This window comes from Mesorhizobium sp. Root157 (genome assembly GCF_001427385.1).
In the GTDB taxonomy this organism is placed as follows: domain Bacteria; phylum Pseudomonadota; class Alphaproteobacteria; order Rhizobiales; family Rhizobiaceae; genus Mesorhizobium.
The window spans coordinates 225,245-242,456 of record NZ_LMGJ01000012.1; the positions used below are offsets into that span (position 1 = coordinate 225,245).

17 protein-coding genes are annotated in these 17,212 nt (G+C 62.8%); 9 read left to right on the forward strand and 8 right to left on the reverse strand.

Annotated elements, in window-relative coordinates:
* The first annotated feature begins 25 nt into the window (after window positions 1-25).
* Window positions 26-850: a YiiX/YebB-like N1pC/P60 family cysteine hydrolase gene (locus tag ASD64_RS09090; protein WP_056103956.1), complete on the forward strand. Its 825-nt coding sequence runs from the start codon at window positions 26-28 to the stop codon at window positions 848-850.
* Here ASD64_RS09090 and ASD64_RS09095 read toward each other — a convergent pair.
* From ASD64_RS09095 to ASD64_RS09110, 4 genes are all read right to left on the reverse strand, one after another.
* Window positions 804-2,519 (reverse strand): SulP family inorganic anion transporter, encoded by a 1,716-nt coding sequence (locus tag ASD64_RS09095; protein ID WP_056103959.1) that lies wholly within the window; start codon window positions 2,517-2,519, stop codon window positions 804-806. The two genes, ASD64_RS09090 and ASD64_RS09095, sit on opposite strands and share 47 nt — an antisense overlap.
* Window positions 2,520-2,613: 94 nt before the next feature.
* Window positions 2,614-2,862, reverse strand: coding sequence for a helix-turn-helix domain-containing protein (locus ASD64_RS09100; RefSeq protein WP_056103962.1), 249 nt, complete (start codon window positions 2,860-2,862; stop codon window positions 2,614-2,616).
* Between the two features lie 93 nt (window positions 2,863-2,955).
* Window positions 2,956-3,654, reverse strand: coding sequence for a phosphatase PAP2 family protein (locus tag ASD64_RS09105; RefSeq protein WP_056103965.1), 699 nt, complete (start codon window positions 3,652-3,654; stop codon window positions 2,956-2,958).
* A gap of 16 nt (window positions 3,655-3,670) precedes the next feature.
* Entirely contained in the window at window positions 3,671-4,009 is a 339-nt protein-coding gene (locus ASD64_RS09110; RefSeq protein ID WP_056103968.1) for a hypothetical protein, read from the reverse strand.
* Between the two features lie 186 nt (window positions 4,010-4,195).
* Here ASD64_RS09110 and ASD64_RS09115 point away from each other — a divergent pair, with 186 nt between their 5' ends.
* A complete protein-coding gene (locus ASD64_RS09115; protein ID WP_056103971.1) occupies window positions 4,196-6,199 on the forward strand; it encodes a PhoX family protein in 2,004 nt (667 codons plus the stop codon).
* Between the two features lie 57 nt (window positions 6,200-6,256).
* On the opposite strand, the gene ASD64_RS09120 is transcribed toward ASD64_RS09115, so the two are convergent.
* The gene (locus tag ASD64_RS09120) at window positions 6,257-7,018 is read right to left on the reverse strand and encodes an ABC transporter permease (RefSeq protein WP_056103975.1); all 762 of its coding nucleotides are present in this window, start codon (window positions 7,016-7,018) and stop codon (window positions 6,257-6,259) included.
* Complete coding sequence (locus ASD64_RS09125) at window positions 7,015-7,938, reverse strand: ABC transporter ATP-binding protein (protein WP_056103978.1); 924 nt, start codon at window positions 7,936-7,938, stop codon at window positions 7,015-7,017. Before ASD64_RS09125 ends, ASD64_RS09120 begins: the two co-directional genes overlap by 4 nt.
* A gap of 187 nt (window positions 7,939-8,125) precedes the next feature.
* Between ASD64_RS09125 and ASD64_RS09130 the strand changes: the two genes are divergently transcribed.
* The 5 genes from ASD64_RS09130 to ASD64_RS09150 all read left to right on the forward strand — a co-directional run bounded on the left by ASD64_RS09130 (window position 8,126) and on the right by ASD64_RS09150 (window position 12,798).
* Complete coding sequence (locus ASD64_RS09130) at window positions 8,126-8,383, forward strand: PepSY domain-containing protein (protein WP_056103981.1); 258 nt, start codon at window positions 8,126-8,128, stop codon at window positions 8,381-8,383.
* A gap of 101 nt (window positions 8,384-8,484) precedes the next feature.
* Window positions 8,485-9,849 carry a cytochrome ubiquinol oxidase subunit I gene (locus ASD64_RS09135; RefSeq protein ID WP_056103984.1) on the forward strand — a complete coding sequence of 455 codons (1,365 nt, stop codon included), beginning with the start codon at window positions 8,485-8,487 and terminating at the stop codon, window positions 9,847-9,849.
* 5 nt (window positions 9,850-9,854) lie between these two features.
* On the forward strand, window positions 9,855-10,448 hold the full coding sequence (locus ASD64_RS20585; protein ID WP_082549925.1) for an endonuclease domain-containing protein: 594 nt from the start codon (window positions 9,855-9,857) through the stop codon (window positions 10,446-10,448).
* On the forward strand, window positions 10,445-11,449 hold the full coding sequence (locus ASD64_RS09145; RefSeq protein WP_056103987.1) for a cytochrome d ubiquinol oxidase subunit II: 1,005 nt from the start codon (window positions 10,445-10,447) through the stop codon (window positions 11,447-11,449). Before ASD64_RS20585 ends, ASD64_RS09145 begins: the two co-directional genes overlap by 4 nt.
* Before the next feature lie 65 nt (window positions 11,450-11,514).
* Window positions 11,515-12,798 (forward strand): glucoamylase family protein, encoded by a 1,284-nt coding sequence (locus ASD64_RS09150; protein ID WP_200957827.1) that lies wholly within the window; start codon window positions 11,515-11,517, stop codon window positions 12,796-12,798.
* 17 nt (window positions 12,799-12,815) lie between these two features.
* Here ASD64_RS09150 and msrA read toward each other — a convergent pair whose 3' ends face one another.
* Window positions 12,816-13,541 carry a peptide-methionine (S)-S-oxide reductase MsrA gene (gene msrA, locus ASD64_RS09155; RefSeq protein WP_413813594.1) on the reverse strand — a complete coding sequence of 242 codons (726 nt, stop codon included), beginning with the start codon at window positions 13,539-13,541 and terminating at the stop codon, window positions 12,816-12,818.
* Window positions 13,542-13,744: 203 nt separating this feature from the next.
* On the opposite strand from msrA, the gene lepA reads away from it, so the two are divergent.
* Window positions 13,745-15,559 (forward strand): translation elongation factor 4, encoded by a 1,815-nt coding sequence (gene lepA, locus ASD64_RS09160; RefSeq protein ID WP_056103992.1) that lies wholly within the window; start codon window positions 13,745-13,747, stop codon window positions 15,557-15,559.
* A gap of 308 nt (window positions 15,560-15,867) precedes the next feature.
* Here lepA and ASD64_RS09165 read toward each other — a convergent pair whose 3' ends face one another.
* The gene (locus ASD64_RS09165; protein ID WP_056103993.1) at window positions 15,868-16,440 is read right to left on the reverse strand and encodes a TIGR02391 family protein; all 573 of its coding nucleotides are present in this window, start codon (window positions 16,438-16,440) and stop codon (window positions 15,868-15,870) included.
* Between the two features lie 222 nt (window positions 16,441-16,662).
* Here ASD64_RS09165 and ASD64_RS09170 point away from each other — a divergent pair, with 222 nt between their 5' ends.
* Window positions 16,663-16,857: a hypothetical protein gene (locus tag ASD64_RS09170; RefSeq protein ID WP_056103996.1), complete on the forward strand. Its 195-nt coding sequence runs from the start codon at window positions 16,663-16,665 to the stop codon at window positions 16,855-16,857.
* Window positions 16,858-17,212: the final 355 nt, after the last annotated feature.

Sequence of the window (17,212 nt, forward strand, 5' to 3'; positions counted from 1 at the left end):
TTGCGGCCGGAGAACGATTTGAAGCATGACAGCACCTGCCGAAACATTTCTCGACAAGCTTGGCCGCTGGCTTGCCGGCCGGCTGCAGGTCGAATCCTCGGGCTATGAGCCGTACACGCCCTCCGATCCTGACACGCTGCGCCGTACGCTGGAACCGGGCGACATCCTGCTTGTCGAAGGCAACCAGAAGATTTCGGCGGCCATCAAGTACCTCACCCAGTCGACATGGTCGCATGCCGCGCTCTATGTCGGCGACGCCTTGCCGGAACCGGAGGACGGCTCGGAGCGGCCGCGCCTCATCGAGGTCACCATCGGCGATGGCTGCGTGGCCGTACCCTTGTCGAATTATCGCACCTACAACACCCGTATCTGCCGGGCGAGCGGTTTGTCGCCCGAAGATCGCGACCACGTCGTCGCCTTCATGATAGGCAAGCTCGGCCTGAGCTACGACGTGAAGAACATCTTCGACATGCTGCGCTATTTCTTCCCGGCGCCGCCGGTGCCGGTGCGCTGGCGCCGCCGCTTGATCGCCTTCGGTTCGGGCGACCCCACCCGTGCCATCTGCTCGACGCTGATTGCCCAGGCCTATGGCGAGATCCGCTACCCCATCCTGCCGGAGATCACGCTGGCGCCCGGCCGCGCTTCGGCGCAATCGAATTATTCGCGGCAGGAAATCCTGCACATCCGCCACTATTCGCTCTACACGCCGCGCGACTTCGACCTGTCGCCCTATTTCCGCATCGTCAAGCCGACGCTGGAATACGGCTTCGACTACAAGACGGTGGTGTGGGGCGACGCTTCCCCTATCGCGCTTCCGCCGCTGTCTCAAAAAGAGCCGGAACGTCCCTGACTGAAGCGGCAAAATTCGCCAGCGGCGGTGTCACGCCATGGGTCGTCAGCATGCGTCGCACCTGTGGGGATGCGCCGGCTATGTAGAAGCGCACGCCGGCTTTCCTTGCCTTTTGCGCCGCGCCCTCGATGACGTTTGCGGCGGTCGAATCGATGAACGGCACCGCCGAGCAATCGAGGATGAAGGTGCGGCGCTGGTCGGCGATGCGATCGAGCACCGAGCCGACCGTTGCCGCCGCGCCGAAGAAGAAGGCTCCTGAAATCCGGTAGATCACCGTATCGGGATCGGTGGCGGTTGCGGGGTCGTAGGCCTTGCGCTCGCCGTTCGCGTCATCGGCAACATCGTCGGCTACCAGAGGCGTGTGGGCCTCCACCTCGACCTGGTGCGCCATGCGGCCGATGAACAAAAGCGCCCCCAGCGAAAAGCCGACGACGATGCCGGTGGTGAGGTCGCGGAAAATCACCAGGCCGAAGGTGGCGAGCAGCACCGCCGCATCGCCGCGCGAAGAGGCGAGCAAGGCCCGGAACGCCGGCCGCTCGACCATGTTCCAGGCCACGACCGCCAGCACGCCGGCAAGTGTGGCCAGCGGTATGTAACTGGCCAGCGGCGCCGCCAGCAGCATGAACAGGAGCAGGAACACCGCATGCAGCATGCCGGCGACCGGGCCATGCGCCCCGGCGCGCACATTGGTTGCCGTGCGCGCGATGGTGCCGGTCACGCAGATGCCGCCGAACAGCGAAGCCCCGATATTGGCAACCCCTTGCGCCACCAGTTCGCAGTTGGAGCGGTGGCGGCGTCCCGTCATGCCATCGGCCACGACCGCCGAAAGCAGCGATTCGATCGCACCAAGCAGGGTAAAGGCCATGGCATCCGGCAGCACCGCCAGCATTGTCGCCGGATCGAGCGTTGGCAGTGTCGGTTCAGGCAGCATGGAAGGGATGCCGCCGAAGCGCGTGCCGATCGTCTCCACGTCAAGCCCGAACAGCACGGTGACACAAGATGCCAGTGCGACCGCGATCAGCATGCCCGGCCATGTCGGTCGCCAGCGATTGAGCCCGACGATCGCGGCTGCGGTCAGTGCGGCGATCCCCACCGCGCCGGCATTGACTGTCGGCAGCGCCTTCGCCAGCACCATCAGCTTGGGGATCAGGTCGCCCGGTTCCTTTTCGGACAGCGTCAGGCCGAACAGGTCGTGCAACTGGCTGGCGAAGATGATGACGGCGATGCCGGCGGTGAAGCCGACCGTTACAGGGTAGGGGATGAATTTGATGTAGGTGCCGAGCCTGAGATGGCCCATCGCAACCATCATCAGGCCGGACATCATCGTGGCCAGGATAAGTCCGTCGACGCCGTGCCGGTCCACGGTCGCGGCCACCAGAACGATGAAGGCGCCCGCCGGCCCGCCAATCTGGAAGCGGCTGCCGCCGAGCAGCGAAACGAGAAAGCCGCCGACGATTGCGGTGAACAGGCCCCTTTCCGGTCCGACGCCAGAGGCAATGGCAATCGCCATCGAAAGCGGCAGCGCCACGATCGCAACCGTCAGGCCGGCAATCGCATCCGCCTTGAATTGAGGCAGGTGGTAGCCTTCACGCAGCACCGTCACCAGCTTGGGCGTGAACAGGTCGAGAAAGCTTGGTCCTGCGGCCTTTTGGCGGCTGGTCGGGTCCATCGGTCTGCCTTCGTATCCAGCGCGGCATCGTCGGCATTCGAAAGAAACGTCGGCGGCCGCCGTCGCGGCTTGATGCGGACCCGGACCGAAAAGCCTATTGGGACTTGAGGCGCACGCCCCTGCCGCCGCGTTCGCTGGCCTGGTTCTCGCCGATCAGTTCCACCCCGGCCTCTTCGAGCGCCTGGATGACCTTCATCAGCGTATCCACCACGCCGCGAACCACGCCTTCGCTGGCTTCCATCCGCTGGATGGTGGGCAGCGAAACGCCGGCGCGCTCGGCAAGCGTCCTCTGGTCGATCCCGGCCAGTGCCCGCGCCGCGCGCATCTGCGCTGCAGTGATCACTGGTCGGAACTCCCGTCTAGATCTGCAATATGCATATATGATACATTCATAGTGATGTGTCAAACATAAGTATGGATATCTGAAGCGTTACAATCAGTCAGCCGTCTCGGGTTCGCCGCGGCTCTGCAGCAGGCGCGCCGCCAGCCACCACAGCATGGCCCAGGCAAAGCCTGCGCACCAGCCCGCCAGCACGTCCGAGGGCCAATGGACGCCCAAATAGATGCGGGAGACGCCGACAAGCAGCGAAATGAAGACGGCAAGCGACAGCACGTAGATCTTGGCGGTGCGGCCATGCACGGCCCGACTCGCCAACGCGCCCAGCGTCAGATAGGCCAGCGCCGAGATCATGGCGTGGCCGCTGGGAAAAGACAGCGAAGTCTCCTGCATCAGATGCGACACCAGTTCCGGCCTCGGCCGGTCCACGCCTGCCTTGAGCAGGGTCGAGAGCAACTGGCCGCTGGCAATCGCCGCGATCACGAACAGTCCCGTCGCCCATTTCCTGACGAGGAAGAGGTAGATGGCCGTTGCCGCCGTCACCAGCGTCAGCACGCTGGCGCTGCCGAGCGCTGTGATGTCGCGCACGGCATTTTGCAGCCAATGCGGACCGATTGGCATGTCAGGGTGGCCGGCCACGCGGAAGAACAGGAGGATTTCGCTGTCGAGCGAATGCGGAGCGCCGTCGCGCGCCACCTCCATCAGTTCGAGAAATCCCCACATCCCGCCGGCAATGACGACGCCGGCAAGAAGCAGGGGAAATTCTACCCTGTTCAGGAGTGCCGCGACTGCTTTCATGCGCCGGTTTCCATGGTCATCGGCCCTGGAGATAGGGTCCGAGCGTGATCAGCGCCACCGCCACGATTGCCAGCACGATGCCCGTCGCCTGCAGCGAGGTGAGGCGTTCGCTGAAGAAGGCGAGCGCCACCACGTTGACCGCCACAAGCTGGATCACCGCCGACAGCGAAAACGAGATCGACATGCCGAAGTCGCGAACAAGCTTCAGCATGATGAGATTGCCCAGCGAATAAAGGACCAGCGCCAGCACCAGCTTGCCGAAGCTTGGCCCCAGCGCCCAATATTTCGCCACCGTGGCAGCGAGCAGGAATATCGCGGTCGATAGACCGAGCAGGATCGCTCCCGACAGACTCATTGGTTTTCCCCGAATGGCGCGTCAACCAGCCTTGTTCCCGAACCGTGTGGCGTGGTCAAGCGGCCAGGCCGCACGGCTGCGGCTTGCCGGCAACTTTCCATCGGCAAGTCATGAAACTGTTATCCGCCGCCTTTACCGGTTCGCGAGCGCAATGCCCCAGCCAATTTGAAAGCCAGAGGACAAGCCATGACCGAACAGACGGCGCACGAAACGACCTTCCGCACCAGCCTGCTTGAAGAAAATGAGGGGCCGGGCACCAATCTCACCGACAACCGCACCATGGGCGAGATCATCGCCGCCCGCTTTTCACGCCGCGGCTTCCTCAAGGGTTCGCTGGCCGTATCCGCGATTGCCGCGACGGTCAGCCCGCTTGCGCTCGTCACTGCCGAAAAGGCGCGCGCCGCCGGCGCTTCCGCCTTTTCCTTCGATGAGGTCGCAGCCGGTATCGACGAGAAGCACCACGTGGCTGCCGGCTACGATGCCGACGTACTCCTGCGTTGGGGCGATCCGCTGTTTGCCGATGCGCCGGAATTCGACCCGGCCAACCAGTCCGCCGAGGTGCAGGCGAAGCAGTTCGGCTACAACAACGACTATGTCGGCTACATCCCCCTTGAAGGCTCCTCCGAGCACGGCCTGCTCGTCGTCAACCACGAATACACCAACCCGCACCTGATGTTCCCAGGCATCGTCACCGTCGCCGAGAAGGAAGGCAAGAAGGTGCTCGAACAGGCGCCGCTCAGCAAGGAACAAGTCGATATCGAGATCGCTGCCCATGGCGGCACCATCGTCGAAATCAGGAAGGAAAGCGGCAAGTGGCAGGTCGTGCGCGACGGCAAGCTCAACCGCCGCATCACCGCCGACACCGAAATGCAGCTTTCCGGTCCCGCCGCCGGCAACGACCGGGTCAAGACCAATGCCGACCCCTCTGGCCTGAAGGTGCTCGGCACCGTCAACAACTGCGCCGGCGGCGTCACCCCCTGGGGCACCTATGTGATGGCCGAGGAGAACATCCACGGCTACTTCTCCGGCGAATTGCCGGCCGATCACAAGGAAGCGCAGAACTATAAGCGCCTCGGCATCCCGGAGGGCTCCTACGAGTGGGCCGCGCACTACGAGCGCTTCGACCTCGCCAGGGAGCCGAACGAGGCCAACCGCTTCGGCTGGATCGTGGAGGTGGACGTCAACGACCCGACCTCGACGCCGAAGAAGCGCACCGCTCTCGGCCGCTTCAAGCACGAAGGTGCCGAATCGATCGTCGCCAGGGACGGCCGCGTCGTCTTCTACCTCGGCGACGACGAGCGTTTCGACTACGTCTACAAGTTCGTTACCGCCGGCAAGTTCAATTCCGACGACCGCGCCGCCAACATGGACCTGCTCGATGAGGGCACGCTCTACACGGCGAAATTCGCCGAGGACGGTTCGCTCGAATGGCTGCCGCTCACCTTCGGCGAAGGTCCGCTGACTGCGGAAAACGGCTTCGCCTCGCAGGCCGACGTGCTGATCGAAACCCGCCGCGCCGCCGACCTTCTGGAGGCCACCAGGATGGACCGTCCGGAGGACATCCAGCCGAACGGCGTCACCGGCAAGGTCTATGTCATGCTCACCAACAACACCAAGCGCAAGGACGAGGACGTCGACGCCGCCAACCCGCGCGCCAAGAACGCTTTCGGCCACATCATCGAGATCATCGAGGACGAAGGCGATTTCACCGCCACCAAGGGCAAGTGGGAAGTGCTCTTGAAATGCGGCGATCCGTCCGTGGCCGAAGTCGGCGCGTCCTTTTCGACCGCAACCACCGCCAACGGCTGGTTCGGCATGCCGGACAATTGCGCCGTCGATTCGGCCGGGCGCTTGTGGGTTTCGACCGACGGCAACAACGCCAAGGATACCGGCCGCACCGACGGCCTGTGGGCGGTGGACACCGAAGGCGAAGCGCGCGCCACCTCCAGGCTGTTCTTCCGCGTGCCGGTAGGGGGGGAAATGTGCGGACCGCTGTTCACGCCCGATGACGAGACCGCCTTTGTCGCCGTCCAGCATCCGGGCGACGGCGGCGAGGAGTGGGAAGGCTTCGGCCGTCCGTCCTACTACGAGGACCTGTCCACGCGCTGGCCGGACTTCCAGCCTGACATGCCGGTGCGTCCGGCTGTTGTCGTCATCACGAAGCAGGGCGGCGGCAAGATCGCTGTCTGACCGGAACTTTTCGGTATGGGGGCGGGCTTCGGCTCGCCCCCAGCCTGAGGTCAGGAACTACGTCCTCAGCCGGTAGCCGGTCTTGAACATCCACCCCACCACCATGATGCAGGCAAAGAGGAAGGCAAGCGTCATGCCCAGGCTGATGGCCAGCGAAACGTCCGCCGTGCCGAAGAAGCTCCAGCGGAAGCCGCTGATCAGATAGACCACCGGGTTGAACAGCGTGATCGTGCGCCACATTTCCGGCAGCATGTCGATCGAATAGAACGCGCCGCCGAGGAAGGTCAGCGGCATCACGACCAGCAGGGGCACGAGTTGGAGTTGCTCGAAATTCTGCGCCCAGATGCCGATGATGAAGCCGAACAGCGAGAACGTCACCGCCGTCAGGATCAGGAAGCAGACCATCCACACCGGATGCTCGATATGCAGCGGCACGAACAGCGCGGCCGTCGCCAGGATGATCAGCCCGATCGCCACCGATTTGGTTGCCGCCGCCCCCACATAGGCGATGACGATCTCCAGATAGGAAACCGGCGCCGACAAAAGTTCGTAGATCGTGCCGACGAATTTCGGGAAGTAGATGCCGAACGATGCGTTCGAAATGGACTGCGTGAGCAGCGACAGCATGATCAGCCCCGGCACGATGAAGGCACCGTAACTGACGCCGCCGATTTCGGAGATGCGCGAACCGATCGCCGCGCCGAACACGACGAAATAGAGCGAGGTCGAGATCACCGGCGACACGATGCTCTGCAAAAGCGTGCGCAAGGTGCGGGCCATTTCGAACCGGTAGATGGCCCAGATCGCGTGGCGGTTCATGCCTGCCTCACCAGGTTGACGAAGATTTCCTCGAGCGAGCTGTTTTGCGTATCGAGGTCGCGGAACTGGATTTCCGCTATCTCCAGGTCGCGCAACAGCGAAGCGACGCCCGGCCGATCGCTCTGGTTGTCGTAGGTGTAGGTGAGCGCTTCGCCATCCCCGGAAAGCTCCAGCCTGTAGTCGGCCAGCGCGGCCGGAATGGCGCTCAGCTTCTGGCGCAGTTCCAGCTTCAACTGCTTGCGGCCGAGCTTGCGCATCAGTTCGCTCTTGTCTTCCACCAGGATGATCTCGCCGTGATTGATGACGCCGACGCGATCGGCCATCTCCTCGGCTTCCTCGATATAGTGCGTGGTCAAGATGATGGTCACGCCGCTTTCGCTGAGCCGCCGCACCATCGCCCACATGTCTTGCCGCAGTTCCACGTCGACGCCCGCCGTCGGTTCGTCGAGGAACAGGATCTTCGGTTCGTGCGCCAGCGCCTTGCCGATCATTACCCGCCGCTTCATGCCGCCTGACAGCGTCATCACCTTGGCGTCGCGCTTGTCCCACAAAGACAGGTCCTTCAGGATCCTGTCGACGAGGTCTGGATTGGCAGGCTTGCCGAACAGGCCGCGGCTGTAGCTCAGCGTCGCCCGAACCGTCTCGAACGCTTCGACCGTCAGTTCCTGCGGCACCAACCCGATCAGCGCGCGCGCCGCGCGGTAGTCTCTGCCGATGTCGTGGCCGTCCACGGTGATCGTGCCGCCCGATCGGTTGACGATGCCGCACACGATCGAGATCAGCGTCGTCTTGCCCGCGCCATTGGGGCCAAGCAGGGCGAAAATTTCGCCGCGCCTGATGTCCAGATTGATGTCCTTCAGCGCATTGAAGCCGGAGGCATAGGTTTTCGAAACGCCGGAAATCGAAATGATTGGCTGCATGGCTGAAAACTGCGGCTGGAATGAATTTGTCTCTGATGCTTGAATGTCGGTGCGCCGCGCGCAATGTCAACGTGCCTCCTGACATTTCACGCCATTTCCGTTTCAGGGAACCAAAGCGGGGCGGGGCGAGTTGTTTCTTGTTTGCCGGTTCAAATCGCAAGACAGGTTGCAAGATATAGGGGTTCTCATGCTCAAGACAGTTTCTGCCGCCGCCATCGCGACTTTCCTTCTTGCCAGCGGCGCCTATGCCCAGGACACCGACCGGGCGCCGCCTCCGGACGCGAAGAAACTCTCCGAGATCGTCGCCAAGGTCGAGCAGCGCAACGGCTTTCGTTACATCGGCGACATCGAGTGGGACGACGGAGCCTACGAGGTCACTTACTACACCGTGGACAAGGCCAAGGTGGAAATCCGGTTCGACCCGGTTACCGGCGAGCCGAAATAGCGCATGCTGCGACACCTCGCCTCGCGTGGCGCTGCGCCGCTTTGACGGCGTTTGCCTGAGCGCCTAGTTTCTGCCTGGGAGAGCAGCCGGAGCCTTTGCCCATGGACCCGCTCATACTGTCTCGGATTCAGTTTGGAGCGAACATCTCGTTCCATATCCTGTTTCCGACCATCACCATCGCTCTCGGCTGGGTGCTTCTCTTCTTCAAGCTGCGCTACAACGCCACCGGCGACACCGCCTGGATGCGGGCCTACTTCACCTGGGTCAAGGTGTTCGCGCTGTCCTTCGCGCTCGGCGTCGTCACCGGCGTCACCATGAGCTTCCAGTTCGGCACCAACTGGCCGGGCTACATGGAAACGGTCGGCAATATCGCCGGCCCCTTGCTCGCCTACGAGATCCTCACCGCCTTCTTCCTCGAAGCCGCCTTCCTCGGCATCATGCTGTTCGGCTTCCGCCGTGTCTCGAACCGCATCCACACGCTCGCCACCGTTCTCGTCGCCGGCGGCACCACCGTCTCGGCCTTCTGGATCATTGCGCTCAATTCCTGGATGCAGACCCCGACCGGTTACGAGATTCGCGATGGCGTGGCGCATGCCGTCGACTGGTGGGCGGTCATCTTCAATCCGTCCATGCCCTACCGGCTCATCCATATGCTGATCGCCTCGGGCCTCACGGTCGCCTTCCTCATCGCCGGCTTTTCCGCCTTGCGCTACCTTGCGGGCGACCGCTCGGACTCCATGTGGAAGGCGTTGCGCACCGGCACCTTCCTTGCCGCCGTGCTGATCCCGGTGCAGATCTTCGTCGGCGACCTGCACGGACTGAACACGCTGGAGCATCAGCCGGCCAAGATCGCCGCCATGGAAGCCAACTGGCATACCGGGGCGAACGTGCCGCTGGTGCTGTTCGCCATTCCCGACGAGGCGGCGAAGGAGAACCGTTTCGAGATCACGGTGCCCAATGGCGCCAGCCTCATCCTCAAGCACAGCGCCGGCGGCGTCGTGCCGGGTCTCGACCAGTTCGAAGGTAACCATCCGCCGGTCTTTCCCGTCTTCTGGGGTTTTCGCATCATGGTCGGCACCGGCCTGTTGATGCTCGCCGTGTCATGGTCCGCCGCCTTTTTCCTCCGCCGCCGCGCCAGCCTGCCGAAACCTTTGGCGCTGCTCATGGTGCCGATGGCGCTGGCAGGCTGGGTGGCGACGCTTGCCGGCTGGTACACCACCGAGATCGGCCGCCAGCCCTGGCTGGTCACCGGCATTCTCAAGACCGCCGATGCGGTCGGTCCGGTTGCCGGCAGCCATGTCGCGCTGACGCTGGCCATCTATCTCATCCTCTATGCGGCACTGCTCGTCACCTATCTCGGCGTGCTGGTGCATCTGGCGTTGAAGGCGGCGAAGGACGGCGATACCTCGCCCTTGCCCGGCGTGCTCAACGCCGCGCTCTCGCAACCGGCGCAAAGCGAGAGGTGAGGGTGATGCGCGCGCCGGCCTTGACATTTGCACATGCCCGACGCCTTCGCCGCGACATGAGCCTTCCCGAGGTTCTGTTGTGGGATTGCCTGCGGGCAGGACGCCTCGAAGCCTTGCGGTTCAGGCGGCAGCACGCGGCCGGGCCGTATGTGCTCGATTTTTATTGTCCCGAGGCAAAGCTGGCCGTCGAGGTGGATGGCGCACACCATGACCTTGCTGGACAGATGGAGCATGACAAACGCCGGGATCGGTGGCTGTCTGAGCAGGGCATCCGTACTCTGAGAATTCCAGCCACGGACATCCTGAATGAAAAATCGTTGGAAGGCGTGCTGATTATGATCGCGCATGCCGCAAGTTCTTCGACTGCCAAGCCGCCCCCTCCACCGCCTTCGGCGGTCCCCCTCCCCCGTAAACGGGGGAGGATCAACGGTGGCGACGGCCTCGACCTTGGATCCTCCCCTGCGAAGCGGGGGAGGGGGACCGCCGAAGGCGGTGGAGGGGGCGAAGCCTGCTGCCGTGGAGGGGGCGCAGTCGACCTCGGTGGAGGGCGCGCAGATGGCGCCGCCGACAGCAACGACGACCGGGAGCAGACCCCATGACCCTCGACTGGCCAACCCTGCTGCCGCTGATCTTCGCGGGCCTGATGGGCCTTGCGATCCTCATCTATGTTGTGCTCGACGGTTTCGATCTCGGCATCGGCATCCTGTTTTCCGTTGCCGACGACGCCGAAAAAGACACCATGATCGCCGCCATCGGGCCGTTCTGGGATGCCAACGAAACCTGGCTGGTGCTGGCGGTCGGCCTTTTGCTCGTCGCTTTTCCGCTGGCGCACGGCATCATCCTCACCGCCCTTTATCTGCCGACCTTCCTGTTGCTGGTCGGCCTCATCCTGCGCGGCGTTGCCTTCGACTTCCGCGCCAAGGTGCCCGCTGGCCGCAAGCGGCGCTGGAACGGCATCTTCTTTGCCGGATCCGTGCTGGCCTCGCTGGCGCAGGGTTACATGCTCGGCATCTATGTGCTGGGGCTCGATACGGGTCTCGCGGCAATGGCCTTTGGCGCGCTGGTTGCGCTTTGCCTCGCCGCCTCCTATGCCGCAATGGGCGCGGCCTGGCTGATCTACAAGACCGAGGGCGCCTTGCAGCAAAAGGCGGTGCTGTGGCTGCGCTCGACGCTGGTGCTCACCGTGCTCGGCATGGTGGCAATATCGCTGGCCACGCCTTTTGCCAGCCCCCGCATCTTCGACAAATGGTTCGTGTGGCCACAGATGCTCTATCTGTCGCCGCTACCCATCCTCTCAGCGCTGCTGTTCGCGTGGCTGTGGCGCCAGACTTTCCATTTGCCGAAGGAAAATGACCGCCATTCCATCGTGCCGTTCCTCACGCTCGCGGCAATCTTTGCGCTTGGCTTCGCCGGCCTCGCCTGGTCGTTCTATCCCTTCGTGGTGCCGGATAGGCTGACCATCTGGCAGGCGGCCTCGGCGCCTGAAAGCCTGGCCTTCATTCTCGTCGGCACGGTCTTCGTGCTGCCGATCATCATCTTCTACTCGTTTTATGCCTATCGCGTTTTCGGCGGCAAGGCCGGCGATCTGACCTACGACTAGCAGGGGATGAGCCGGTTTTCGGGCAAGACAAAGTTGAATCCGCCGTCGTGAAAATAACCGCAGACATCCCGATCGATCAGGACTTGGCCGATCTGCAGAAGGTTTCCTTCGGCTATTTCCTGCATGAGACGAACCCGCGCACGGGGCTCGTCGCCGACCGCACCCGCGTCGGGTCTCCAGCCAGCATTGCTGCCGTGGGCATGGCGCTCACAGCCTATCCCATCGGTGTCGAACGCGGCTTTTGCACCCGCGAGGAGGCGCGTCGAAAGACGCTGGCCGTTCTGCGCTTCCTGTGGAACAGCCCGCAAGGCCCGGAGCGGGACGCGGCTGGCTACAAGGGCTTCTTCTACCATTTCCTCGACATGGAAAGCGGCCGCCGCGTCTGGAAATGCGAACTCTCCACCATCGACACCGCGCTGCTTATGGCCGGCGTGCTGGCGGCGGGTCACTGGTTCAACCACGACAGCGCGGAGGAAGCGGAAATCCGCGACCTCGCCGACCGTCTCTATCGGCGCGTCGATTGGCGTTGGGCGCTGAACGGCGGCGCCACCCTCTCGCATGGCTGGCGGCCGGAGCGCGGCTTCCTGCGCTATCGCTGGGCCGGCTACGATGAGGCGTTGATCCTCTATTTGCTGGCGCTCGGCTCGCCGACTTTCCCCATCCCGCCGGAAAGTTACGCGGCCTGGCTCTCCACCTATCGCTGGAAAAGCGTCTACGGCCACGAATTCGTCTATGCCGGGCCGCTGTTCATCCACCAGTTCTCGCACATCTGGGTGGATTTCCGCGGTATCCGCGACGCTTTCATGCGCGAACACGGCAGCGACTATTTCGAAAACAGCCGCACCGCCACCTATGTCCAGCGCGCCTATGCCATGCGCAATCCAGGCGGCTTTGCCGGCTACGGCGCCGAATGCTGGGGCATCACGGCCAGCGACGGGCCGGGCCGCATGTGCCGCACCGTCGGCGAGCGGCAACGCCGCTTCTTCTCATATCATGCGCGCGGCGCGCCGTTCGGGCCGGACGATGGGACCGTTTCGCCTTGGGCGGCGGTGGCTTCGCTACCCTTCGCACCCGAGATCGTGCTGCCGGCCATCCGCCATTTCCACGACCTCAACCTGCACATGGACAACCCTTACGGTTTCACCGCCTCCTTCAACCCGACGCTGGCCGAGCCCGGCGGTTCGCCGGCCGGGTGGGTCGCGCCCGACCATGTCGGCATCAACCAGGGTCCGGTCGTGCTGATGCTGGAGAATTACCGCAGCGGCTTCGTCTGGAGGCTGATGCGTCGCTCGCCCTATCTGGTCGAAGGTCTGCGCCGCGCCGGTTTTCGCGGCGGGTGGCTCGAATAATGCGCCGCTCCGGTTGATCAGTTCGTCGCCGCTTTCACCAGCACCGGCTTGTCGCTGTATACCTGCGGGAACAGCTTCTTCAGGTTCTCGACCTTGGGCAGGTCGTTATAGACGATGTAGGGATAGGTCGGGTTCAGTTCGAGGAAGTCCTGGTGGTAGGCCTCGGCCGGATAGAACGCCTTGCCGGTTTCCAGCGTCGTCACGATCGGCTTGCCGAACGCCTTGGTCTCGTCGAGTTGGGCAATGTAGCTCTGCGCGATCTTTTTCTGCTCGGCATTTGCGGCAAACACCGTCGAGCGGTATTGCGGCCCGCGGTCCGGCCCCTGGTAATTCAGCTGGGTCGGATTGTGCGCCACCGAAAAATAGACCTGCAGCAACTGGCCATAGGTCACCTTGGCCGGATCGTAGGTGATCTCCACCGATTCCGCATGGCCGGTGCGCCCCGTGCCCACCGTCTCGTAGACGGCATCGTCGGCGCTGCCGCCGGCATAGCCGGACACCGCGCTCGTCACGCCCTTGACGTGCTGAAACACGCCTTGCACGCCCCAGAAGCAACCGCCCGCGAACACCGCCTTTTCCAGCCCCGGCTTCACTTGCTCGTCAAGCGCCGGCGGCGGTATCGCCACTGCGTCCTCCGCCGAGATGGCCGGCGCCTGCCACAGCGCCACGGCAACACCGGCCAGCGCCAATGCTGCGAGCACGGCTCTTGCGCCGCTGCCCCATCTTGACGCGCGTTTCGTCATGTCGGTCATGGCAACGGTCTCCATCGTCCAGCAGCCCTCGTCGTCAGCATAAAACGGAACGCCGCGCCGCGCGTCTCACAATCCCGTGCGCGCTGCGTTTGCGCCCGTGCCTGCCGCTGCGGCCTGGTCCCGGTTGCTTTGTCGCATTCGTCCGCCGAAATCCGGTTTCCACTTTGCCTGCGAATGCTTTATAGCCCGCGCCCATGACCACATCGCTCGACCACATCCGCAATTTCTCCATCGTCGCTCACATCGACCATGGCAAGTCCACGCTCGCCGACCGCCTGATCCAACTCACCGGCGGCATGGACGCCCGTGAGATGGCCGGCAAGGAGCAGGTTCTCGACAATATGGACATCGAGAAGGAGCGCGGCATCACCATCAAGGCCCAGACCGTGCGCCTGACCTACAAGGCGAAGAACGGCGAGGACTACATCCTCAATCTCATCGACACCCCCGGCCATGTCGACTTCGCCTATGAGGTGTCGCGCTCGCTCGCCGCCTGCGAAGGCTCGCTGCTGGTCGTCGACGCCTCGCAGGGCGTCGAGGCGCAGACGCTGGCCAACGTCTACCAGGCCATCGACAACAACCACGAGATCGTCGTGGTCCTGAACAAGATCGACCTGCCCGCCGCCGAGCCCGAGCGCATCAAGGAACAGGTCGAGGAAGTCATTGGCCTCGACGCCAGCCAGGCCGTGATGATCTCGGCCAAGACCGGCATCGGCATCGAGGACGTGCTCGAAGCCATCGTCCACCAGCTTCCGCCGCCGCGCGAGGGCGACGCCTCAAAGCCGCTGAAAGCCATGCTGGTCGACAGCTGGTACGACGCCTATCTCGGCGTCATCGTCCTGGTGCGCGTCATCGACGGCGTCATGAAGAAGGGCCAGACCATCCGCATGATGGGCACCGGCGCCAAATATCTGGTCGAGCGCACCGGCGTGTTCACGCCCGCCCGCGTCGCCGTCGACGAACTCGGCCCCGGCGAATTCGGCTTCATCACCGGCTCGATCAAGGAAGTGGCCGACACCCGCGTCGGCGACACCATCACCGAGGATCGCCGCCCGACCACGCAGGCGCTGCCCGGCTTCAAGCCGGCCCAGCCGGTGGTGTTCTGCGGCCTGTTTCCCGTCGATGCCGCCGACTTCGAGGATTTGCGCGCCGCCGTCGGCAGGTTGCGCCTCAACGACGCCTCCTTCTCCTATGAAATGGAAACCTCGGCGGCCCTCGGCTTCGGCTTCCGCTGCGGCTTCCTCGGCCTCTTGCACCTCGAAATCATCCAGGAGCGGCTGGAGCGCGAGTTCGACCTCGACCTCATCGCCACCGCGCCCTCCGTCGTCTACCGCATGCACCTCACCAATGGCGAGGTGAAGGAACTGCACAACCCCGCCGACATGCCCGACGTGGTCAAGATCGACCATATCGAGGAGCCGTGGATCCGCGCCACCATCCTCACCCCGGACGATTACCTCGGCTCCATCCTCAAGCTGTGCCAGGACCGCCGCGGCATCCAGTCCGACCTGTCTTATGTCGGCAAGCGCGCCATGCTGGTCTACGACCTGCCGCTCAACGAGGTGGTGTTCGATTTCTATGACCGCCTGAAGTCGATCTCGAAGGGCTACGCCTCCTTCGACTATCACCTGACCGACTACAGGGAAGGCGACCTCGTCAAGATGTCGATCCTCGTCAACGAGGAGCCGGTCGACGCGCTCTCCATGCTGGTCCACCGCACGGCGGCGGAAAAGCGCGGTCGCACCATGGTCGAGAAGCTGAAGGAACTGATCCCGCAGCACATGTTCAAGATCCCGATCCAGGCTGCCATCGGCGGCAAGGTCATCGCGCGCGAAACCCTTTCGGCGCTGCGCAAGGACGTCACCGCCAAATGCTACGGCGGCGACGTCTCACGCAAGCGCAAGCTGCTCGACAAGCAGAAGGAAGGCAAGAAGCGCATGCGCCAGTTCGGCAAGGTCGACATCCCGCAGGAAGCGTTTATCCAAGCGCTCAAGATGGGGGATAATTGACGACGACAAGCAACTGAAGTTGCTTGTCGGAAAATCGATCCGGTGGATCGATTTTAGTCAATTATGGGTGGGAGGTGCCGGAGGCACCGGGTCCCACCCCGGGCGCCGCCTGATGACGGGCACGATCTTTGTCCTCACCTTTTGGCGCGAAGATCTGGTACTTCGAGGCGTTTTCCGCCAACCTTCCGGCATCGTCATCCGCGGGTTTGGCCCGACGATAACGATGCAGCAAAACAGATCACAAGCTGCTCGGTAAGCAAACGAAAGACAAGATCGCGATGGGACGGCGTCCCTTAGAAATATTGCATTCAGGCGCTCTGACTAGATTCAAGCTCATTTGTCGGCGCTTCCAGATTTGCTGCCTTAGCTTTTCTTAAAAGGTGTTGGGCAAAAACCAACAGTTCAAGGGCGATGTCGGGCTCATCAACCCAATTAAACTCATGAGTTACCGGGTTGCGAATTCCCAACATGGCACCAGCGTACAACTGATGATAGCCGCGCTGCTCGTCCAATTGCGATTGACTAGTACGATCACTCCAAAACAAGATGGGAGAGCGTGGGCTGAACGCTTGATCCATCAACTGCGTGCCAGAGTGACGGCTTATGCCAGATTTTTCACGTATAAACCTATCTAGCGCCTTGTAAGCTTCCTGCACTGCCAAAGAATAGTGACCTGAGACAAACAAATCACGAGAAACGCCCTCTATCTCGGGCTCAGTAATTGTTATCGTGAATACATTGCTGGCAGCGGCATCATCGCTAGTAGGTGATGGCAGCGCCAACATCCTTGGAGCCGGCAAGGCGAGAACGCCTCTTGCCAAACCCAACTCAAGAACATTTTCCTGAAGCTTCTTCAGCGATTCAATTAGCCGGAGCGTCATTTAGGTAACGTCTCATGGCGGAGAAAATCGCTTCGATCTGTTCTGTACCCGCATCTGCTCCAATATGTATTTGCAGATTAATGTTGAGGGGAATTGTATCAGTGCCCAATGCCCCAGTCCGTCTTACCTGAGTTGAAGCGCCACTTTTTGCATTTTGCTTCGGTGAGGGAGAGGCTGTGGCTAAGCTCACTTTCTTCCGTGGCGCAGTGGGAAAGCCTCGCCATGAACCAACGGGACGGCAACAAGCGCGTGGCGTTTGCCTGCATGGATATCTTTCTCGGCCTCAACGGCGCGCGGCTGGAGGCCGGGCCGGACGACGTGATCGCCTTCATCTACCGCCATCTCGAAGCCGGCACCTTCCGCAAGCCGGTGCTGGAAGAGTGGCTGCGGGCGCATGTCATCCCAACTCAACTGTAACTCGAAGCGGCAAAGGAAAACTTCGTCATGCCGGCCAACTGAGCGGAGCGAGGGCGAACCGGCATCCATTCCGCCACAATGGGTCAGGGCGCACAACGCAGAATGTGGATCAAACCATCTCCATTGCTCCGCCAATCGCTTGATCCTGCTCACTCTCGCAAAAAAATCCATCCCCACCCTCTCCGCCTGCCCGCATACTCCACCTTATCGCCCTTGCGGGAGACCTGGTGCGCACCGGGTATCAGGGAAGGGCGACGGTGCCGGGCTGGTCGTCCACGGTGGGCGGCTGGGTGATGAGCCCCCAGGTTGAGGGAAGCCACCGGACGGGCGGCCGCAAGGTCGCATTACTTACCTA